Source organism: Mesobacillus selenatarsenatis SF-1, from assembly GCF_000813125.1.
In the GTDB taxonomy this organism is placed as follows: domain Bacteria; phylum Bacillota; class Bacilli; order Bacillales; family Cytobacillaceae; genus Mesobacillus; species Mesobacillus selenatarsenatis.
Map to the genome: position 1 here is coordinate 1 of NZ_BASE01000081.1, position 16,479 is coordinate 16,479.

The 16,479-nt window shown below is 44.2% G+C and carries 13 protein-coding genes; 8 read left to right on the plus strand and 5 right to left on the minus strand.

The features are described 5' to 3' along the window. Positions 1-307 precede the first annotated feature (307 nt). The 3 genes from TY49_RS16580 to TY49_RS16590 form a co-directional block, all read right to left on the minus strand. Positions 308-1,222, minus strand: coding sequence for an NERD domain-containing protein (locus tag TY49_RS16580; RefSeq protein WP_232310473.1), 915 nt, complete (start codon positions 1,220-1,222; stop codon positions 308-310). 95 nt (positions 1,223-1,317) lie between these two features. Beyond that, a complete protein-coding gene (locus tag TY49_RS16585; RefSeq protein WP_052442215.1) occupies positions 1,318-3,111 on the minus strand; it encodes a CocE/NonD family hydrolase in 1,794 nt (597 codons plus the stop codon). 138 nt (positions 3,112-3,249) lie between these two features. After that, positions 3,250-4,308 carry a M14 family zinc carboxypeptidase gene (locus tag TY49_RS16590; protein ID WP_198135639.1) on the minus strand — a complete coding sequence of 353 codons (1,059 nt, stop codon included), beginning with the start codon at positions 4,306-4,308 and terminating at the stop codon, positions 3,250-3,252. A 238-nt stretch (positions 4,309-4,546) separates the two neighbouring features. Here TY49_RS16590 and TY49_RS16595 point away from each other — a divergent pair, with 238 nt between their 5' ends. The 4 genes from TY49_RS16595 to TY49_RS16610 all read left to right on the plus strand — a co-directional run bounded on the left by TY49_RS16595 (position 4,547) and on the right by TY49_RS16610 (position 9,440). Beyond that, complete coding sequence (locus tag TY49_RS16595) at positions 4,547-5,224, plus strand: response regulator transcription factor (protein ID WP_041967025.1); 678 nt, start codon at positions 4,547-4,549, stop codon at positions 5,222-5,224. Beyond that, on the plus strand, positions 5,221-6,612 hold the full coding sequence (locus tag TY49_RS16600; protein ID WP_041967026.1) for a sensor histidine kinase: 1,392 nt from the start codon (positions 5,221-5,223) through the stop codon (positions 6,610-6,612). Before TY49_RS16595 ends, TY49_RS16600 begins: the two co-directional genes overlap by 4 nt. 239 nt (positions 6,613-6,851) lie before the next feature. Beyond that, positions 6,852-7,238 (plus strand): hypothetical protein, encoded by a 387-nt coding sequence (locus tag TY49_RS16605; RefSeq protein ID WP_041967027.1) that lies wholly within the window; start codon positions 6,852-6,854, stop codon positions 7,236-7,238. Between the two features lie 18 nt (positions 7,239-7,256). After that, a complete protein-coding gene (locus tag TY49_RS16610) occupies positions 7,257-9,440 on the plus strand; it encodes an MMPL family transporter (RefSeq protein ID WP_041967028.1) in 2,184 nt (727 codons plus the stop codon). 47 nt (positions 9,441-9,487) lie between these two features. On the opposite strand, the gene TY49_RS25055 is transcribed toward TY49_RS16610, so the two are convergent. Further along, a complete protein-coding gene (locus TY49_RS25055; protein WP_023626357.1) occupies positions 9,488-9,661 on the minus strand; it encodes a hypothetical protein in 174 nt (57 codons plus the stop codon). A gap of 271 nt (positions 9,662-9,932) precedes the next feature. Here TY49_RS25055 and TY49_RS16615 point away from each other — a divergent pair, with 271 nt between their 5' ends. The 4 genes from TY49_RS16615 to TY49_RS16630 all read left to right on the plus strand — a co-directional run bounded on the left by TY49_RS16615 (position 9,933) and on the right by TY49_RS16630 (position 14,225). After that, a complete protein-coding gene (locus TY49_RS16615; RefSeq protein ID WP_041967029.1) occupies positions 9,933-10,133 on the plus strand; it encodes a cold-shock protein in 201 nt (66 codons plus the stop codon). 590 nt (positions 10,134-10,723) lie between these two features. Continuing rightward, complete coding sequence (locus TY49_RS16620) at positions 10,724-11,959, plus strand: ATP-binding protein (protein WP_052442216.1); 1,236 nt, start codon at positions 10,724-10,726, stop codon at positions 11,957-11,959. A 357-nt stretch (positions 11,960-12,316) separates the two neighbouring features. Next, a complete protein-coding gene (mtnK, locus tag TY49_RS16625; RefSeq protein WP_041967030.1) occupies positions 12,317-13,537 on the plus strand; it encodes an S-methyl-5-thioribose kinase in 1,221 nt (406 codons plus the stop codon). A 46-nt stretch (positions 13,538-13,583) separates the two neighbouring features. Continuing rightward, positions 13,584-14,225, plus strand: coding sequence for an L-fuculose-phosphate aldolase (locus TY49_RS16630; RefSeq protein WP_041967031.1), 642 nt, complete (start codon positions 13,584-13,586; stop codon positions 14,223-14,225). A 382-nt stretch (positions 14,226-14,607) separates the two neighbouring features. Here TY49_RS16630 and TY49_RS16635 read toward each other — a convergent pair whose 3' ends face one another. After that, positions 14,608-16,332, minus strand: a complete 1,725-nt coding sequence (locus TY49_RS16635) for a mechanosensitive ion channel (RefSeq protein ID WP_084135521.1) — start codon at positions 16,330-16,332, stop codon at positions 14,608-14,610. Positions 16,333-16,479: the final 147 nt, after the last annotated feature.

Here is a 16,479-nt window from a genome sequence, read left to right on the forward strand (position 1 = left end):
CTGCATTACCCGAAAATGTCAGGAAAAAGTAAAAAGGGTAAAAGGAAAGGCTTTGCATTACCCGAAAATGCTGGAGAGAAGTAAAAAGGGTAAAAGGAAAGGCTCTGCATTACCTGAAAATGCCGGGGAGAAGCAAAAAGGGTAAAAGGAAAGGCTTTGCATTACCCGAAAATGCTGGAGAGAAGTAAAAAGGGTAAAAGGAAAGCCTCTGCATTGCCCGAAAATGCTGGAGAGAAGTAAAAAGGGTAAAAGGAAAGTCCTTCAGAAATCCCCGGATGTAAAAAGATTAAAGTTGTATTATTGAATATTACTTGTAATAGCGCATATGCCTGTCTCCAACCGGACTACAATGTTTATTTAAAACTCTTCTAACTGCTTTGATAGGCAGTACTCCATTACACCAATCAAAAATCAAAGCTGTAGTTAACTTCCTCTCCGGAAAAAGTAACCTAATTTCCTCGATACTTCGCATGACAGCGGCATCAATCTTTTCATGTGTTCCACAGTGGCTGCACACGAATTCCTTTTTTTCGGTCCTATTCATAGGGTGATGACATTCTTCACACATAAGCCCTTTCGCCAATTGATCATAATCGTACCTTGGAACTCGCTTATAAGGGGAGTCAGTTTGGTGTAATTGTAAAAGCTTCTCTGCAATTTTTCTATGAAGATTGGTCAGTTTGGATTGTCTCTTGTTTAGCTTTTTCATATAACGATTTAACTGGCTTGGAAATATAATGGTTGCATCCTTAGGGGACTGGTATAGAGTAAATTCAGGGTTGATGAAGACAACGGAGGATTCAATCACAAGGCGAAAGCCTAAGCTTTCAAATAGTTGTCGAAGCAGGGAGATACTCCGTTGCAATTGGAGCAGGGGATCTTTGATTTCACTTCCGTTGATTTTTTTGAGGCGTTCACCTTCGTAGTAGTAGTCACCTTCATAGTACTTTACCTCGAAAACAAGGATTGCATCTTGAATAATGATAAGAGAATCAATCTGGAAGGTTGTTCCTCCTACTTCTAAGAGCAGGTCATTCAGTGTCAGATGTTCAATTTCAAGGGCTTCCATCCATATATCAAACTTGATTTCTCCTTCAAATCCTTTCCTGAGACTATAGTGCCGTTGTTTCTCTTTCTCAGTAAATTCCATCCGAGGTGCTAACCAATCCAACATTTTCAACTCATTCGATTTAACCCGTTTTTTTATAATCATACTCCACATCCTTTCTCCTCCATTTTTAAGCAAAAGAGAATAAATAGCCAGTGAACATTTCAAGACAAATAGCCTGCCGAAAACTCGGCAGGCTAGATTCAGAACTAATTCTCAACAACGGGCAGCACAATAGAGGATGGATATTTTGAATTATTTAAGATGGTAGCGACCCCACCGAATTGATTCAAAAGCTGCGGGGCCGGCGACATGGAGTGTGGGAAGTCGCTTGGCCCGATAGCAACGCGGAGCCTGTGGCCTTCTTTGATGACGAAGTTGGTCGGGAAGATTTCGACGTCCAGTTCCATTACTTCATATGGTTTAACTTCCTGCACGGCAGCTCTCGTAAATGGGTGCCATGGCTGGATGTTTTCTCCATCGAGGAAGCGGCTCTTGCTTTCATCGACTGCCCGGTGTGAGGCAGCAAGCCAGCCTGCGGTAATTTCGGAAGAAGTCCCGTCCGGTGCGACATCGGTTACTCGAACAGACAGAACTAGTTCGCGCGCGGTTGTTTTGGCAAAAACCTTTGCGGCGATCGGCCCGGATACACGGAGTTCTGAATTCACAGGTGCCGTCGTATAGGTGAGCTCGCCCAATTCTGTCAGGCGATTATCTTTTGTACATGGCAGGGCATCCGGAATTCCGGCCATCCACTGGTTCGTGCTGCCTGAGCAGATGCCGTTCAGCGGCTGCTGGAGCATCGTGCGCGACGGCTCTAAAGAGGAAGGTGTATCCTTCGTCAACTGTTTACCGCTGCGCAGGTAAAACTTCTCGGCATTCACATTCTTATGAGGCCAACCTGGCTGGACCTCGAAGCGTTCCTCACCAAGCACATATTGAGTGACATCAGGAATTTTATTGATGTTCGTGTTGATTCCCATCAAATATTGGTCGAACCATCGCAACGCCAGCTGGTCAAGGGCAGGGACATTGTCGGCAGGCAAGCCGCTGCCATAGTTTCCGTGCGTCCAGTTTCCCATCAACAGCTTTGTCTGTACGCCATTCGCTTTTAATTTTTCATAAAGAAGCGGTGTGCCTCGCTGAAAAAGGTCATGAAGTCCGCCGGTGAAAAATGCGGGAACTTCAATTTGATCGGCCACTGCCAGTGGGGAGCGCAGCTGTGCGGCTGGTCCATCATAGGCGAAGTCGCCTCCTGTAATCGCAGAGCTTAGGGTACTGACTGGAAAGCCGAGCAATTGTCCTGTATGGTTTAACAAAACTGTCGTGCCCATGATTGGATCTGACAGAGTGTAGGAAGGGGGGAGCAGACCGCTGCCTGTCACAAGTCCGAGCCAGAGCGGGATGAATCCTGTGTTCACCAATCCTCCAGACATAAGGATGTCGCGGTACATGTCACCCATCGGCACGATTGGAAAAATGGCTTCCAGCCCTTCAGGCTGTTGGGCTGCGGTTAAAAGCTGGTTGATGGCCCGATAGGAAGAGCCATATAAACCAACCTTGCCAGTGCTCCATGACTGGCTTGCTGCCCATTCAACGACCTCCTTGCCATCGCGCTGTTCTGCTTCACCAAAGGAATCCCATGCCCCCTGTGAGGCGCCCGTTCCACGGACATCGACTACCACATGGGCATAGCCGCGTTTAATAAAATACTCATTTAGATTCTCGGTGCTGCTTACGTTCTTGTTATAAGGTGTTTGTGTGAGGATGACAGGGAACGGTCCCTGGCCATCAGGCAGGTGTACATCGGCTGCTAAAATCACGCCATCCCTCATCGTAATGAAAACATCTTTTTCCGTAGTATAGTTTGAATGATGTTCTGGACGGTCATAGATCGTGTCTTCCCATTCATGACCTGAAGCGGAAGCCTGGGAGGAACCAAGCCCCGAGAACAGGCTGAAGATGAGTAAAAAAGTAAGTGGAATATTAAAAAATAACTTCATCAGCAAGCCTCCTGTAAGGGGGTTTTAATTTAATCTTACGTAAATCACCTGGGCACTTATATACGATAAATGTCGTGTTCTTAAAATCAACGAAAATAAAACAGTGTGATCCACCACGGGAATCACACTGTAAAAATCTTATTCGTCTGCTTCTTCACTTTGCCTGTTTGATTGATATGGGAGAGTATCCCAGAAGCTGGTATCCATCTTTTCGATAGAGTCATCTGCAATCGCTCTTACTGTAGCATCCAAAGTGGTGATGGTCTGCTTGATCAGGTAGCCGTTGCTCTTCTGGCCTAACGCATAAGACTCGTAAAAATGGTCAGACATGCCGCGCATTTCGAATAACAGAGTCGAAATGTCATAGCGGACAGCTGCGCCGTTACGGCCAATATTTGCACCTTCCCCGCCGCGGTATTTGCCAATATGGCCCCATCCTTTTTCTTCAAGCGCATTGTATACGACTGCACCAAGCTTCTTGGAGCCTTCGAGTACCTCTGCTTTCACGTCAGGGTTGGTCGGGTAAAGAATCGATCCAGAAACAAGTTCACCTTCTGTTTCGCTGAGCGTGCCTTGGTGATGAAGGTCGATCATGTAATCGATTTCATATTTTTCAAAAACATTCTCGTGTAGTGCGCGTGCCTCTGGTTCCATCTCGCTAGTTGCCTTTGCGTGCTCACGATTTAAATCTACGTAATTTGCATTATAGCGAGTAAGGTGGCGGTCACCATCAGCGTGGTAATCTTCAAGTGAGAAGTCGACATCGCCCATTGCTCCGTCCGCATTCAGCATCGGAATTACAAGGATGTTCACATTATCAAGTACATCACTAGTTTTACCAGTGCCCAAATGCTTGATGAATTCAAGTGCACCCTCAGTTGTCAGCTGCTCGTTTCCATGCTGCTGGGTCAGGAACAATACGGTTGGATTATCCGGGTTGGAGATATACTTAGCCATGTGAATATCACGGCCTTTGACGGTCTGGCCGATCACTTCCAGCTCCATTGCCTCCTGTTTGGCATCCTGAGTCTTCAGATAATCTACTAAACTTTCATATGTATGCAAAATCGATGTTTGTACGGATCCATTTCCGGCACTCGGTCCATTCCCGACAGCACCTGCAGGCAGGGCCACCGCAGTTACAGTGCCAAGAGCCATCATGCTTGATAAAGAAACCGATAGAACCTTCTTTTTCATATTCATCGTCATTCCTCCTATAAACTAGATTCACTATACATGTTACTGATTTTTCAAAAAACATTTAATAGAGTATGGTACCTATTTTTCTGACAAATTTCGAGCTTCGAAATAAGTAAAAATGATAGAGTTTAAAAGAGTGAAAATGGGGTTTAATAGGCAAAAAGTAATTAGTTAGGCGAAGTAAGCAGGAATCGCTATAATAAACATAACTAGAACTGAGTAAGGAGGCATAGAGATGGCATCAATCTTAATTGTCGATGATGATCCTAATATTTTATTTTTGGTAAAAAGCCAGCTTCAGGGAGCAGGACATGTTGTATACCAGGCACAGGATGGAACAGGTGCTTTGAAAACGCTGAATGAAACTGTCATCGATTTGGCGGTAGTGGATGTGATGATGCCCGGAATGGACGGATATGAGCTAACGAAGCAAATCCGGGAACTGCACGATATCCCGGTGATCATGCTGACGGCGAAGGGGCAGATTGAGGACAAGGAGCAGGGATTCCTTTCAGGCACGGATGACTATATCGTAAAGCCATTTGACCCAAAGGAGCTGATTTTCAGGATCAACGCTTTATTCCGGCGCTATCAGAAGCGGAGCAATATGCTGATTACAATTGGCAATGTAACGATCAACCAGCAAAACTTCGAGGTCCAGGTGGGTGATAAGACGCTGATTTTGCCTCTGAAAGAGTTTGAGCTTCTTTCATACATGGCAGCGAAGCCGAACCAGGTGTTTACGAGAAACCAGCTGATCGAGGAAATCTGGGGCCTTGATTTTTCAGGGGATGAACGTACGCTGAACGTCCATGTCAAAAGGCTTCGAGACCGGTTCTCTGAATTGACCGATGACTTCGCGATTAAAACAATCCGCGGCGTCGGTTATTTGGTTGAGGTACAAAGCAAATGAAATCCATCTATTCAAAATTTGTGATAGCGACCATAGCCATTATCCTGACGAGCACTCTGCTTGGATTTTTGATAGCCAATACCTACTATCATCAGCTGGTGAAGCCATTGAACGACGAGAAGAATGTCAGTGTGGCGCAGAATCTTTCAAGCTACATAGAGAGCCAGGAGAATATCGAGCTTGAAAACTATCTCGAAAGTGCCGCATCGATGGGATACCAAATTTTCGCAGTCAATGCAAGTGGCTACGAACAGTACTTTGGCGCACCTTTCAAAAACCCAAACCTTCAGAAGGGAGCCGTAGATTCGGTACTGAGCGGGGAGATCTACCATGGCATGAGGGACTATCCGATGGAAACGTTCGTCACTGGCTTTTTCGCCAATGAGCTCCGAAATACGGTAGGTGTTCCATTCACCTATGAAAATGAACAATATGCGCTATTCATCAGGCCTGACATCAAGCTTTTGTTCAGTGAAGTCCATGTGCTGATGGGCTGGATGATCCTGATCATGTTCATCATCAGTGTCTTTCTTGTGCTGATTGCCTCGAAGTACCTTGTTAAGCCAATCACAAAGCTGACATCCGCAACAAAAGAAATCCAGACAGGGAAATTTGATATCAAGCTGGACATCAGCCGGCAGGATGAACTTGGTGTCCTGGCAAGAAGCTTTGAGGAAATGAGCTTGAGGCTTAGCCAGCTTGATCAGATGAGGAGAGAATTCGTCTCAAATGTATCGCATGACTTCCAATCTCCGTTACTAAATATCCAGGGCTACACCCGGCTGCTGGGCAAAGAAAATTTGAAGCAGGAAGAAAAGGCACATTATATCCAGGTTATCCAACAGGAAACAAATCGGCTGTCATTAATGACAAAGCAGCTGCTTTTACTGACCTCCCTGGAAAAAGAAGAGTTTATCTTCAAGCCGGCTGCTGTTAATTTAGGAACCCAAATGAAGGAACTCATCCAAAAATATGTATGGCAGCTTGATGAGAAGGGGATTGCCCTCACCTTTCATTTGCCGGACGTCATCTTCCATGGCGATGGAAATCTCCTTCATAATGCCTGGGAGAATCTTTTGTCAAACGCAATCAAATACAATAAGGAAAACGGAGAGATCGAAATTACCCTTCATGAAGAAGCCGACCTGGTAAAAATCATCTTTAAGGACACCGGAATCGGCATGTCCCCGGAAGAGAACGAGCGGATATTCGACCGTTTTTACCGTGCTGATCCATCGAGATCAAAGGAAATCGAGGGCACAGGCCTCGGTCTGTCTATTGTAGACAGGATTATAAAATTGCACGATGGAAGTATTGCCGTGACCAGCGAACCTGATAAAGGTTCAGAGTTTGTTGTGACGCTGCCTAAAACACCTCCTCATTTGTAATATCCAGTTCACCTTCTGTTCACTTTCGATTCTTATAATGAGAATCGTAAGTAATCAGAAGGTTTTTTTATACAGAATGTATAAAATTCACTTCGAGAATTGTCTAGCTACAACGCCTAGCCCCTCGAGTCGCTTCGGTCCGCCCAATGAAGTCAAAGAACGACTTCACTGGTCGGCCCTCCAGCGCTTATCGGGGCTGACCAAGGCGTTTGCGCTTTTCTTACGGAGGAGGAGTTTGTATGAAGGAGAAAAATTTGGCGCTGCTTCGATTTTCAGCAGTGTTTTCAGTAATCGGGGCGATGCTTGGGGCTCATATGGCGGGTGCGGGTTCGTATGCGTTCCGGCCAATCCATGCCCATATCCTGGTTGTCGGGTGGCTGACGTTGTTTGCCTGGGCAGTTTATTATGAGGTATTCACGATCACGTCGGAAAAATTGGCATCGTGGCATACAGGGACAGCGATTATTGGCACGACAGGATTGACAGCAGGTATGTGGGTTCATAACCTGAAGCCGTTTGGTATTCCAGAGGCTTTTTCACTCATCCTTTATATTGGCGGAGGGGTGACATTGCTTGTCAGCTTTATCCTCTTCCTGGTGTCGACATTTTTTATCGAAAGACGTTAAAGAGGGGGAGAGGGAAGAATGAAGTGGGCAAGGAAATTAACGGCTTTTTCGGGCAGCCAAAAAGGCTCGAAAGGAATCGTGGCCCTTTGGGTCCTAGCAGCATTGTTGCTAGGCTGGCTTGCTCCAAGTGCAAGTGATTATGCGACAAGCATTAATGAGTCCGGGCTTCCTGAAGATTCCGTTTCACTGAAAGCAGATGAGAAAATCAATGAGCATTTCCCGGATGACGAGGGGATTCCCGCACTGCTCGTTTTTAATAAAAAGGGAGAATTCACCGAGGATAATTTTGCGATCATTGACCAGATCAGCAAAAAGCTGACGGAGGCGGAACTAGAGGGTGTAAAAGAGGTAGTGCAGTTCCACCTGATGCCACCTGAAGCAAAAGCATCGTTTTTATCGGAAAACAATTCGACACTTATTTTGCCAGTTTCACTGAAAGAAAATCTCGAACGCAGCACAATCAATGACAATATTAAAAAGATTGGGCAGCTTGCCAAAAAAGAGTTGAAAGGACAGGAGGAGGTCAAGCTGGCCATCACCGGTCCGGCTGGGATTGTCGCCGATATGATCGGCATATTCGCCCGGGCGGATATCGTGTTATTGCTGGGCACAGTCGGACTGATCTTTATCCTGTTAATCCTGATTTACCGTTCGCCGCTGTTGGCGCTGGTGCCATTATTGGGAGCAGGACTTGTTTATGAAGTGGTCAATAAAAGTATTGGAATATTTGGCTCTGCAGGGATGGAAATTGAGACACAGTCGACCTCGATCATGTCAATCCTGTTATTTGCAGCACTGACTGATTATTCGCTGTTCATTGTGGCGCGTTTCAAAGAAGAACTGAAAAAGGTAGAAAATAAATATACCGCGATGAAGCGGGCGATGGAGGAAGTCACTGAACCGATTCTCTTCAGCGGCGGGACCGTACTCGCGGCCATGCTTGTGTTGTTCGCTGCCATTTATGAGCCATATCGCAATTTTGCGCCGGTTTTCTCGATTGCATTAGTGTTGATTCTCCTTGGCGGATTGACGTTGCTGCCGGCTTTGTATGTGCTATTTGGCAGGAAAGCGTTCTGGCCGTCACTTCCGAAAGTGGACCACCAGGCACTTGCTAAATCGGCCATCTGGTCCAGGCTTGGAAATATGGTAGTGAAAAATCCAGTAAAGAGCGGAGTCTTCGTGCTTATCCCGCTGGTGGCCATTGCCTTGAATACGGTCAATATCACGTACTCATTCAATCTTATCAAATCTTTCCCTGATGACATCCAGTCAAGGCAGGGATATGAGATCCTGGAGAAGAACTTCTCGCCGGGTGAACTGGCACCGACAACCCTGATCGTTGAAAGTGACAGTGAAATAGGAAAAGAAGAGCTGCAAGCCTTAAGGAGTGAGCTCCTTGATATCGATGGAGTGGAACAGGTGAATCCAGATTTTGATGGAGTTGAACACGTGAATCCTGATTTTGCCCTGCACACTGATTCATATTTTTCCAAAGATAAAAATGCAGCAAAGCTGGAGATCGTTTTTGCCGGCAATCCTTATGACCAAAAGACATTCGATCAGTTGAATGAAATCCGTATTCAGGGAGGAGAGCTGAAGCAAGGTGCTGGCCTTGAAGGAGCAAACTTCTACTATGCTGGCGAAACCGCGAAGCAAGCAGAAGTCCGCGAAGTGAATGACCGCGATACTTGGGTGGTCGTCCTGTTAACGACCGTTGTCATCATGGTCCTGCTTGGCATGCAGACAAAATCCCTGATTGCTCCCATCTATATGATGGCAACGATCATCCTGTCGTATTTTACAGCGCTAGGAGCCGGCTTCTTCATCTTTGACCAGTTCTTCGGCTATTCTGAAATCAGTTACCGGATTCCGTTATACACGTTCATCTTCCTGGTGGCACTTGGAGTGGACTATAACATCATGCTCATTTCAAGGATAAAAGAGGAAGCAAGGAACCATCCGATTAAAGAGGCGATCAGTCTCGGCATATCCCATACAGGTGGAGTCATTTCATCAGCAGGAGTCATTCTTGCCGCAACATTCGCCGTCCTGATCACCCAGCCGATCATGGAGCTGTTCATGTTCGGGTTCACCGTCGCGATCGGTGTCTTGATTGATACATTCCTTATTCGAACAATTCTTGTACCAGCGATTATGGTCAAGCTGGGAAAATACAGCCTTTGGCCGCAAAAAGTAAAATAGAAACAAAAAAAGCGTGCTCAGCTGTGGCACGCTTTTTAGTGGGGTTATTAATTTCTCTCTAGTTCTTCCTCAAAGTAAAATGTGCTTGGATATTCCTTCACAGTGTATGAATATCTTTTCATGTTTTTTACGTATTGGGATTTCATGATTGTCACTGTTTCGCCGGTTTCCTTGATATTGACCGATTGACCTGTTTTATAAATGTTGCTTGCGCTTTTCAATTAGCCACGCCCTTTCATGTTCTTTTAATTATACCACATTTTCTGATTCACTTTTATTAATCCATTATGGGCTTTTGAATGATATTTTATAAAATCCTGTTTATGGAAAATCCCTTAATGCTTGCACTATCCTTTTAATTCTGTTATTCTTAGGAAGAATTATTTTTGTTCGGTATGCAAGGAAAGAACATGCACTGCTTGATTCGCCTGGATATCACTGAGACAAGAATAGTAACAAATTGTGTGGATATCACACTAGGAGGCAACAAAAATGGAAAACGGTAAAGTAAAATGGTTTAACGCAGAAAAAGGTTTCGGATTCATCGAACGTGAAGGTGGAGAAGACGTATTCGTACACTTCTCAGCTATCCAAGGCGAAGGCTTCAAGTCTCTTGAAGAAGGCCAAGAAGTTTCTTTCGACGTTGAGCAAGGCGCTCGTGGACCACAAGCAGCTAACGTTACAAAACTATAATAACGGATTAGCCCATACAAACAAGCTCTGAGTCATCAGAGCTTGTTTTTTTATTTGTTAAGGAAATTATAAAATTATTTAGGTGTGGATAACTGCATGTGGTTTTCTTAATCCAGCTCCTGCGCCTAGCCCCTCGAGTCGCTTCGTTCCGCCCATTGAAGTCAAAGAACGACTTCATTGGGCGGCCCTCCAGCGCTTGTCGGGGCTGAACAAGGCGCTTGCGCTTTTTGTTCTTTTTTTAAAACTTTTAATATACAAATAAAAAAACCCCACTCCAATTGAGTGGGGTTTAATGCGGTAAAGCAATGGTTGTTCTTATTATAGCATAAGTTTTACAGACACTGTAAAAAAAGTTTTTCGGATTGCAAACTTTGTTGGTTGCCTGCACATCATTTCTCCCCAATTGGTTCCCCCTAAATTCCTGAGACCGGGAAGGTGCACTTCCAAAATTCGATAGCCACCCTTTTGAATAGACAAAATAATGCAATTTTATTAAAAATATCTGAATTTTCCATTGAAGTATCCATATGGGGAGTAGATAATAATTATGTAGGCATATATTCATATTCTGGAGAATCCTGGGGGATACAATGGTAGAGTTTATAAAAGATTTGATCTTGCATTTTTCAATTATATTATCGCTCGGCTTCATGTATAACTTTCTATGGATGCAGAAGCGTTCGGTATATAAGAAACAAGTCTTTAAAATGGCCATTTTAGCGGCGCTATTGATGACAATGGCATTGCCTGTAAGATTCCATGGTGGGATGGAATTCGACTTGAAGCTGGTTCCAGTCTTCATTGCCTTTTTTTATCTAAGCAGGACCGATAGCTTTTTGCTTGTGGCTGTCCTGTTGTTATTGCAGGGCTTTGTAGGAATTGACAAGCTCCCCGTCACGGCCGTCAATTATCTGGTCATACTGATTTTATTTTTTTCGATTGAAAAATTATATAAAAATACAACTGTTAACAAGAAAATCGCTCTTGGCCTTTTTGTGTACGGCATGATCACAACGACAAGACTTGCAGCAATGATCAACGCCGACAAAGCGGAGGGCTATTTGTATTTGCTTGTATTTTCACTCGTCTCTTTCGTTGCGCTATCGGTAACCATTTATATCATTGAAATGACTAACTTGCAGCTTAAATTGATGCATGAGCTTCACAAAGCTGAGAAGTTTTCAGCAATCAGCCAGCTCGCAGCATCCGTTGCCCATGAAATCCGGAACCCAATGACCACGATCAGAGGCTTTATGCAGGTTCTCCAAGGAGAAAAGAATCTGAATGATAACCAGAATCTCTTCATCACGATATCCCTTCAAGAGCTGGACCGTACCCAGACAATCATTGATAATTTCCTCTCTCTGGCAAAACCAAATACAGGCAGCATGGCAAAAATTGACCTGAGCGAACTTTTAAAAGAAACGATTGACTTCATGAGATCCTATTCGCATCTCGCCAATACGGAATTGGTCGAGGCAATCGATAAGAACCTTTGCATCAATGGTGATGCCCATGAAATAAGACAAGTTTTTATCAATATCCTGAAAAATGGCATCGAAGCTATGCCTTCTGGCGGAAGCATCTACATCATCGCCAAGGTCGACAAAAATAATGTAAGAATCCAGTTCCGGGATGAAGGAGTCGGCATGAATAAAGAGCAACTCGACAGACTCGGTCACCCTTATTACTCCACGAAGGAAAAAGGCACAGGCCTCGGCATGATGATTTCCTTTGATATTATCCAAAGAATGAGAGGCCGAATCAATGTCGAAAGTGCAGAAGGAAAAGGCACAACATTCACGATTCTGCTGCCATGTGAGTAATGGAATACGTTCCTTGTAGAAGGGCTCTATCGGCCAAACGGAAGGCGTAAAGCGCTGGAAAATGTCCGATAGAAGGGTTCTATCGGCCAAACGAAAGGCGAAAGCGCGAGAAAGTGTCCGATAGAAGAACCTGCCGTACAAACGGAAACCAGAAAACGAGATTGTAAATGAAAAAGAAGGTAGATAACGGTCTTCTTTTTTATAGATGGGATTAGAACAATCGCAAAACCAAAGTTGAGCAGTCGCCTCCGGTTTTCTATGTTGGAGATGATTTTTAGTGCGTCGAAATACAATCTTAAGCTATAATAATTTTTAAAAGATTTCCATAATTGTTTTACGGGAAAGGGGAAGTAAATCATGGCTGATTTTAATACTTATTTTTTGATGAATGCTGATGAGGTCATTTTATATGTAAAAGAAAAGACCGATTTTTTTGATAAAGATGCTGAATTGAGCTGTACCGAAATTGGGGATGGCAATTTAAATTATGTATTCCGGGTGATTGATGAGCAATCGGGAAAGTCATTGATTGTCAAACAGGCTGGTGATACTGCGAGGATTTCTGACGAATTCAAGCTTTCCACAAACCGGATCAGGATTGAATCCAATGTGCTTAGGCTTGAAGGTGAGCTGGCACCAGGTCTGGTCCCGGATGTCTACCTGTTTGATGATGTGATGAATTGCTGCGTGATGGAAGATTTATCTGATCATACAATCCTCCGTACAGCGCTTAATGAAGGCCGGATTTTTCCGAAGCTTGCGGATGACCTGACTACTTTCATGGTCAATACGCTTCTGCTCACTTCGGATGTGGTCATGGAGCATAAGGCAAAAAAGGCGCTTGTCCAGGATTATATCAACCCGGAATTGTGCGAAATTTCCGAGGACCTTGTATACTCTGAACCTTTCACTGACCATAACAACCGAAATGAATTGTTCCCGGCAAACAAGGAATGGATAGAAGAAAATATATATGGTGATGATAAATTGCGCTTTGAAGCTGCGAAGCTGAAGTTTGCCTTCATGACCAATGCCCAGGCACTTGTACATGGTGATTTGCATTCAGGTTCTGTTTTTGTAAAAGAAGAATCAACAAAAGTAATTGATCCTGAATTCGCGTTTTACGGTCCGATGGGCTATGACGTTGGAAACGTAGTTGCTAACCTGATGTTCGCGTGGTCACGCGCACATGTAACTAATGCGGATGAGAAGTATGTTTCCTGGCTTGAGGAAACGATTGAAGATACGGTAAATCTTTTTGTGGAAAAATTCCTGGCAAGCTGGAAGGATAATGTCACTGATATCATGGCGAAGGAGAAGGGATTCGACCGCTGGTATCTGGATTCTGTTCTACAGGATACTGCATCGGTAACAGGCATGGAGATGATTCGCCGTATTGCCGGCCTTGCGAAGGTCAAGGATATGACTTCAATTGAGGATGAGAAGCAACGTGTGGCAGCAGAAAGAATCTGCCTGTCAGCGGCGAAGCAATTCATTTTGAAATCAGCCAGCTACAAAACGGGCGAACAATTTTTAAAAGTATTAAAGGATTCAGCTTCAAGCCATAATATGCGATAATAGGACGTTCCCTATCTAGATTTTTAGAGAAAGAGAGGCGCATCATATGTTGCTTCTGGAAGAACGGATGAAAGTCGTAGAATACGGCAAGAAAATCATTTCTAGCGGACTGACTAAAGGGACTGGTGGAAATATCAGCATTTTCAATCGGGAAAAGCAGCTGGTTGCCATCAGTCCGAGCGGGATCGATTATTTCGAGACGAAGCCTGAAGATATTGTGATCATTAATTTGGATGGCGAAATCGTGGATGGCAGCAAAAAGCCTTCGAGTGAGCTTGACATGCATTTGATTTTTTACCAGCGCCGCGAAGATTTAAACGCGCTTGTCCACACCCACTCTCCCTATGCAAAAACGATTGCGACACTTGGTTGGGACATTCCGCCGATCACTTATTTGGTGGCGTTTGCCGGTCCGAATGTAAGGTGCGCTCCATATGCAACATTCGGAACGAAGGAGCTCGCCGAAAAGGCATTTGAAGGCATGGTGGATAGAAGAGCTGTGCTGTTGGCGAACCACGGTATGATTGCCGGTGCCCATAACATCGAAACAGCATTTACAGTCGCTGAGGAAATCGAGTTCAGCGCCCAGATTTATTACCAGGCGAAAGCGATTGGCGAGCCAACAGAACTTACTGAAGAAGAAATGGCACGCCTGTCAAAGAAATTCGAAAGTTACGGCCAGAGATGACCCTCTAATTTGAGGGTTTTTCTTTTTAGCGGACATATAAAGTAGATAGTATTAAACCGAAACATATAAAATCCTACCGATTCAACCTTTCATCTATATTTCATAAAAGTGAATCACAAAGTAACTAGATTATGCTATGATTATTAAAAGAAAAAAATGGACTGATTGGATAGTTTTACTAGAGGGGGACAGGCTGGCTATGAGAGCGAGGACAAGGAAGAGTGAACCTTTTTCATTTGATAAACTGAAGGAATTTTTCACTACTGTGATTCTGCATCTTAGTTTTTATGCCTTCATCGTGTTTCTCGTTGTTTTTTTCATTGATAATTTTAGCTAAATACATAAAAACACAGCTGCCGTGGTTGGCAGCTGTGTTTTGTTTTTATGGATTCATCGGGTTGTTATCGTTATGAGGGTCCATAGGGTTATTGTTTCTGTTCTGGTTCGGATTGTTCAAGTTTGGCCCAGTTCCAGGATTCTGGTTCGGATTGTTCAAGTTTGGACCAGTTCTAGGGTTCTGGTTCTGGTTATTCAAGTTTGGCGGTGTTGCCGGGTTCGGATTGACAGGGTTGTTCTTTTTCATTTTCTGCTGTTGGACCGCGGCCTGATCAATGCTGGTTTTTTCGATTTTCTCATCTAACTTGGTCAGGTATTTCGATGCGAAGTTTTTGCCGCCTAGACCGAATGCCAAGCCGAATGCGAGAGCAAGTCCTCCAAGTGTCAGGATGAACGCTGCGTTCACGATTGCTGGTGCTACTCCAAGCTGGTCAAGGGCCATGAAGACAGCAATTGTGATGATCGCATATTTTGCGACAGTTGCCAGCACATTGGAAGAATCCCCTTGCAGTATGCTGCTGAGTACTTTCTTTGCAAGGCTGCCGAGCCATAGGCCGACACCAAGGATGACAATCGCCGCGATCACATGAGGGAGATAAGCAATCACGCCTCGTGCAAGGTCAACGAAGAAATCAAGATTGACTACATTCAATGCTTCAGCTACAAATAGCAGGACAACGATGACCTGGACGATATAGCCGATAATTTCCGATAAGCTTAAAGAGTTAGGACGCTTGGCAGCGCTACCTACAGTTACTCCTTTAAAATATGAGTCGAAACCAATTCTTCTTAATAAATCAGTTGTGAATTTCTTCAGCCATTTACCAAGCCACAGGCCGATCATGACAAGAATGATGGCCACGATGATATTTGGAATCATCGTCAGGATGTCATTCAGCATCGCGATTGCTGGTTCAGATATTCCTTCTACATCAAGGCGCTCGAGAGCAGCGATGACTGTCGGGATTAATATCAAGACGAAAGCAACAGTGCCGATCACGCGTGAAAGGCTAGTGCCTTCAAATAAGCGAGAAAGTCCGAAACGCTGGACTAAGGTTTCAGTGCCAATGCTTTGTAAAAAGTTCGTCAGGATATCACGAACGATTTTAGCAACAAAGTAACCGACTAAAAGAATCAGCGCTGCCGCGAATAGTTTAGGGATGAAGGAAAGGATTCCCTCGATCATGTTTTCGAAAGGCTCTGAAACACCATGCAGGTTCAGTGCGGACAGTACGGCCGGCAATGCCATCAGCAAGACAAGATAGAAGACGATGTTTGCGACTTTATCAACTGCGTTCGTAGTCTGCTGATTGTCATCCGTAAGCTTATATTTGCTTAACTTTTCATGGACACCTAGCGTCTTGCCGCCTTTCTGGATCAGGAACTTCAAGGCTGAGGCAATCAGCCAGGCAAATAATAGAATCAATCCAGCTTTCAGGATGTTCGGAATCGCTGCAGCAATAGTGGAGAACATTCCGACGAGCGGCTCCGTTAAAACATATAAATCTAAAATATTCAGGAACATGATGAAGACAAATACTAGAATTAAAATATAGACAATCTTACTTATGATTTTCTCAGCTGAGTACTTTTTATTGTTCACATTAGAAAAAAGCTTGTTATCGAGACTAGTTTTCTGCAGCCCCTTGTATACTGCTTTTTCAATCAATTTTGCGACAAGCCATCCGACAAGAAGGACTGCAAGCGCGATTAGCACATTTGGCAGTTTGCCAAGGATGCTGTCCCAGCCATTGTAAAAATTATTATTCAAACTTCTCACTCCTTATTTTAATTGGACTTTCTAGCCGTGCTGCGGATGTGTATGGATAAGAACAAGAGCTAGTGCGGCATCAACCTATGAAAAAAGTCCTTAGTTAGCTAGCAAGCAAGCTTACTTTAATCTACCCAATTAATGTCT

What these genes read in the sequence shown, in the direction of transcription:
- TY49_RS16600 (WP_041967026.1), top strand. Translation starts at nt 5,221, where the DNA reads ATGAAATCCATCTATTCAAAATTTGTGATAGCGACCATAGCCATTATC.
- TY49_RS16590 (WP_198135639.1), bottom strand. Translation starts at nt 4,308, where the DNA reads ATGAAAAAGAAGGTTCTATCGGTTTCTTTATCAAGCATGATGGCTCTT.
- TY49_RS16605 (WP_041967027.1), top strand. Translation starts at nt 6,852, where the DNA reads ATGAAGGAGAAAAATTTGGCGCTGCTTCGATTTTCAGCAGTGTTTTCA.
- mtnK (WP_041967030.1), top strand. Translation starts at nt 12,317, where the DNA reads ATGGCTGATTTTAATACTTATTTTTTGATGAATGCTGATGAGGTCATT.
- TY49_RS16585 (WP_052442215.1), bottom strand. Translation starts at nt 3,111, where the DNA reads ATGAAGTTATTTTTTAATATTCCACTTACTTTTTTACTCATCTTCAGC.
- TY49_RS16580 (WP_232310473.1), bottom strand. Translation starts at nt 1,222, where the DNA reads ATGTGGAGTATGATTATAAAAAAACGGGTTAAATCGAATGAGTTGAAA.
- TY49_RS16610 (WP_041967028.1), top strand. Translation starts at nt 7,257, where the DNA reads ATGAAGTGGGCAAGGAAATTAACGGCTTTTTCGGGCAGCCAAAAAGGC.
- TY49_RS16615 (WP_041967029.1), top strand. Translation starts at nt 9,933, where the DNA reads ATGGAAAACGGTAAAGTAAAATGGTTTAACGCAGAAAAAGGTTTCGGA.
- TY49_RS16630 (WP_041967031.1), top strand. Translation starts at nt 13,584, where the DNA reads ATGTTGCTTCTGGAAGAACGGATGAAAGTCGTAGAATACGGCAAGAAA.
- TY49_RS16595 (WP_041967025.1), top strand. Translation starts at nt 4,547, where the DNA reads ATGGCATCAATCTTAATTGTCGATGATGATCCTAATATTTTATTTTTG.
- TY49_RS16620 (WP_052442216.1), top strand. Translation starts at nt 10,724, where the DNA reads ATGGTAGAGTTTATAAAAGATTTGATCTTGCATTTTTCAATTATATTA.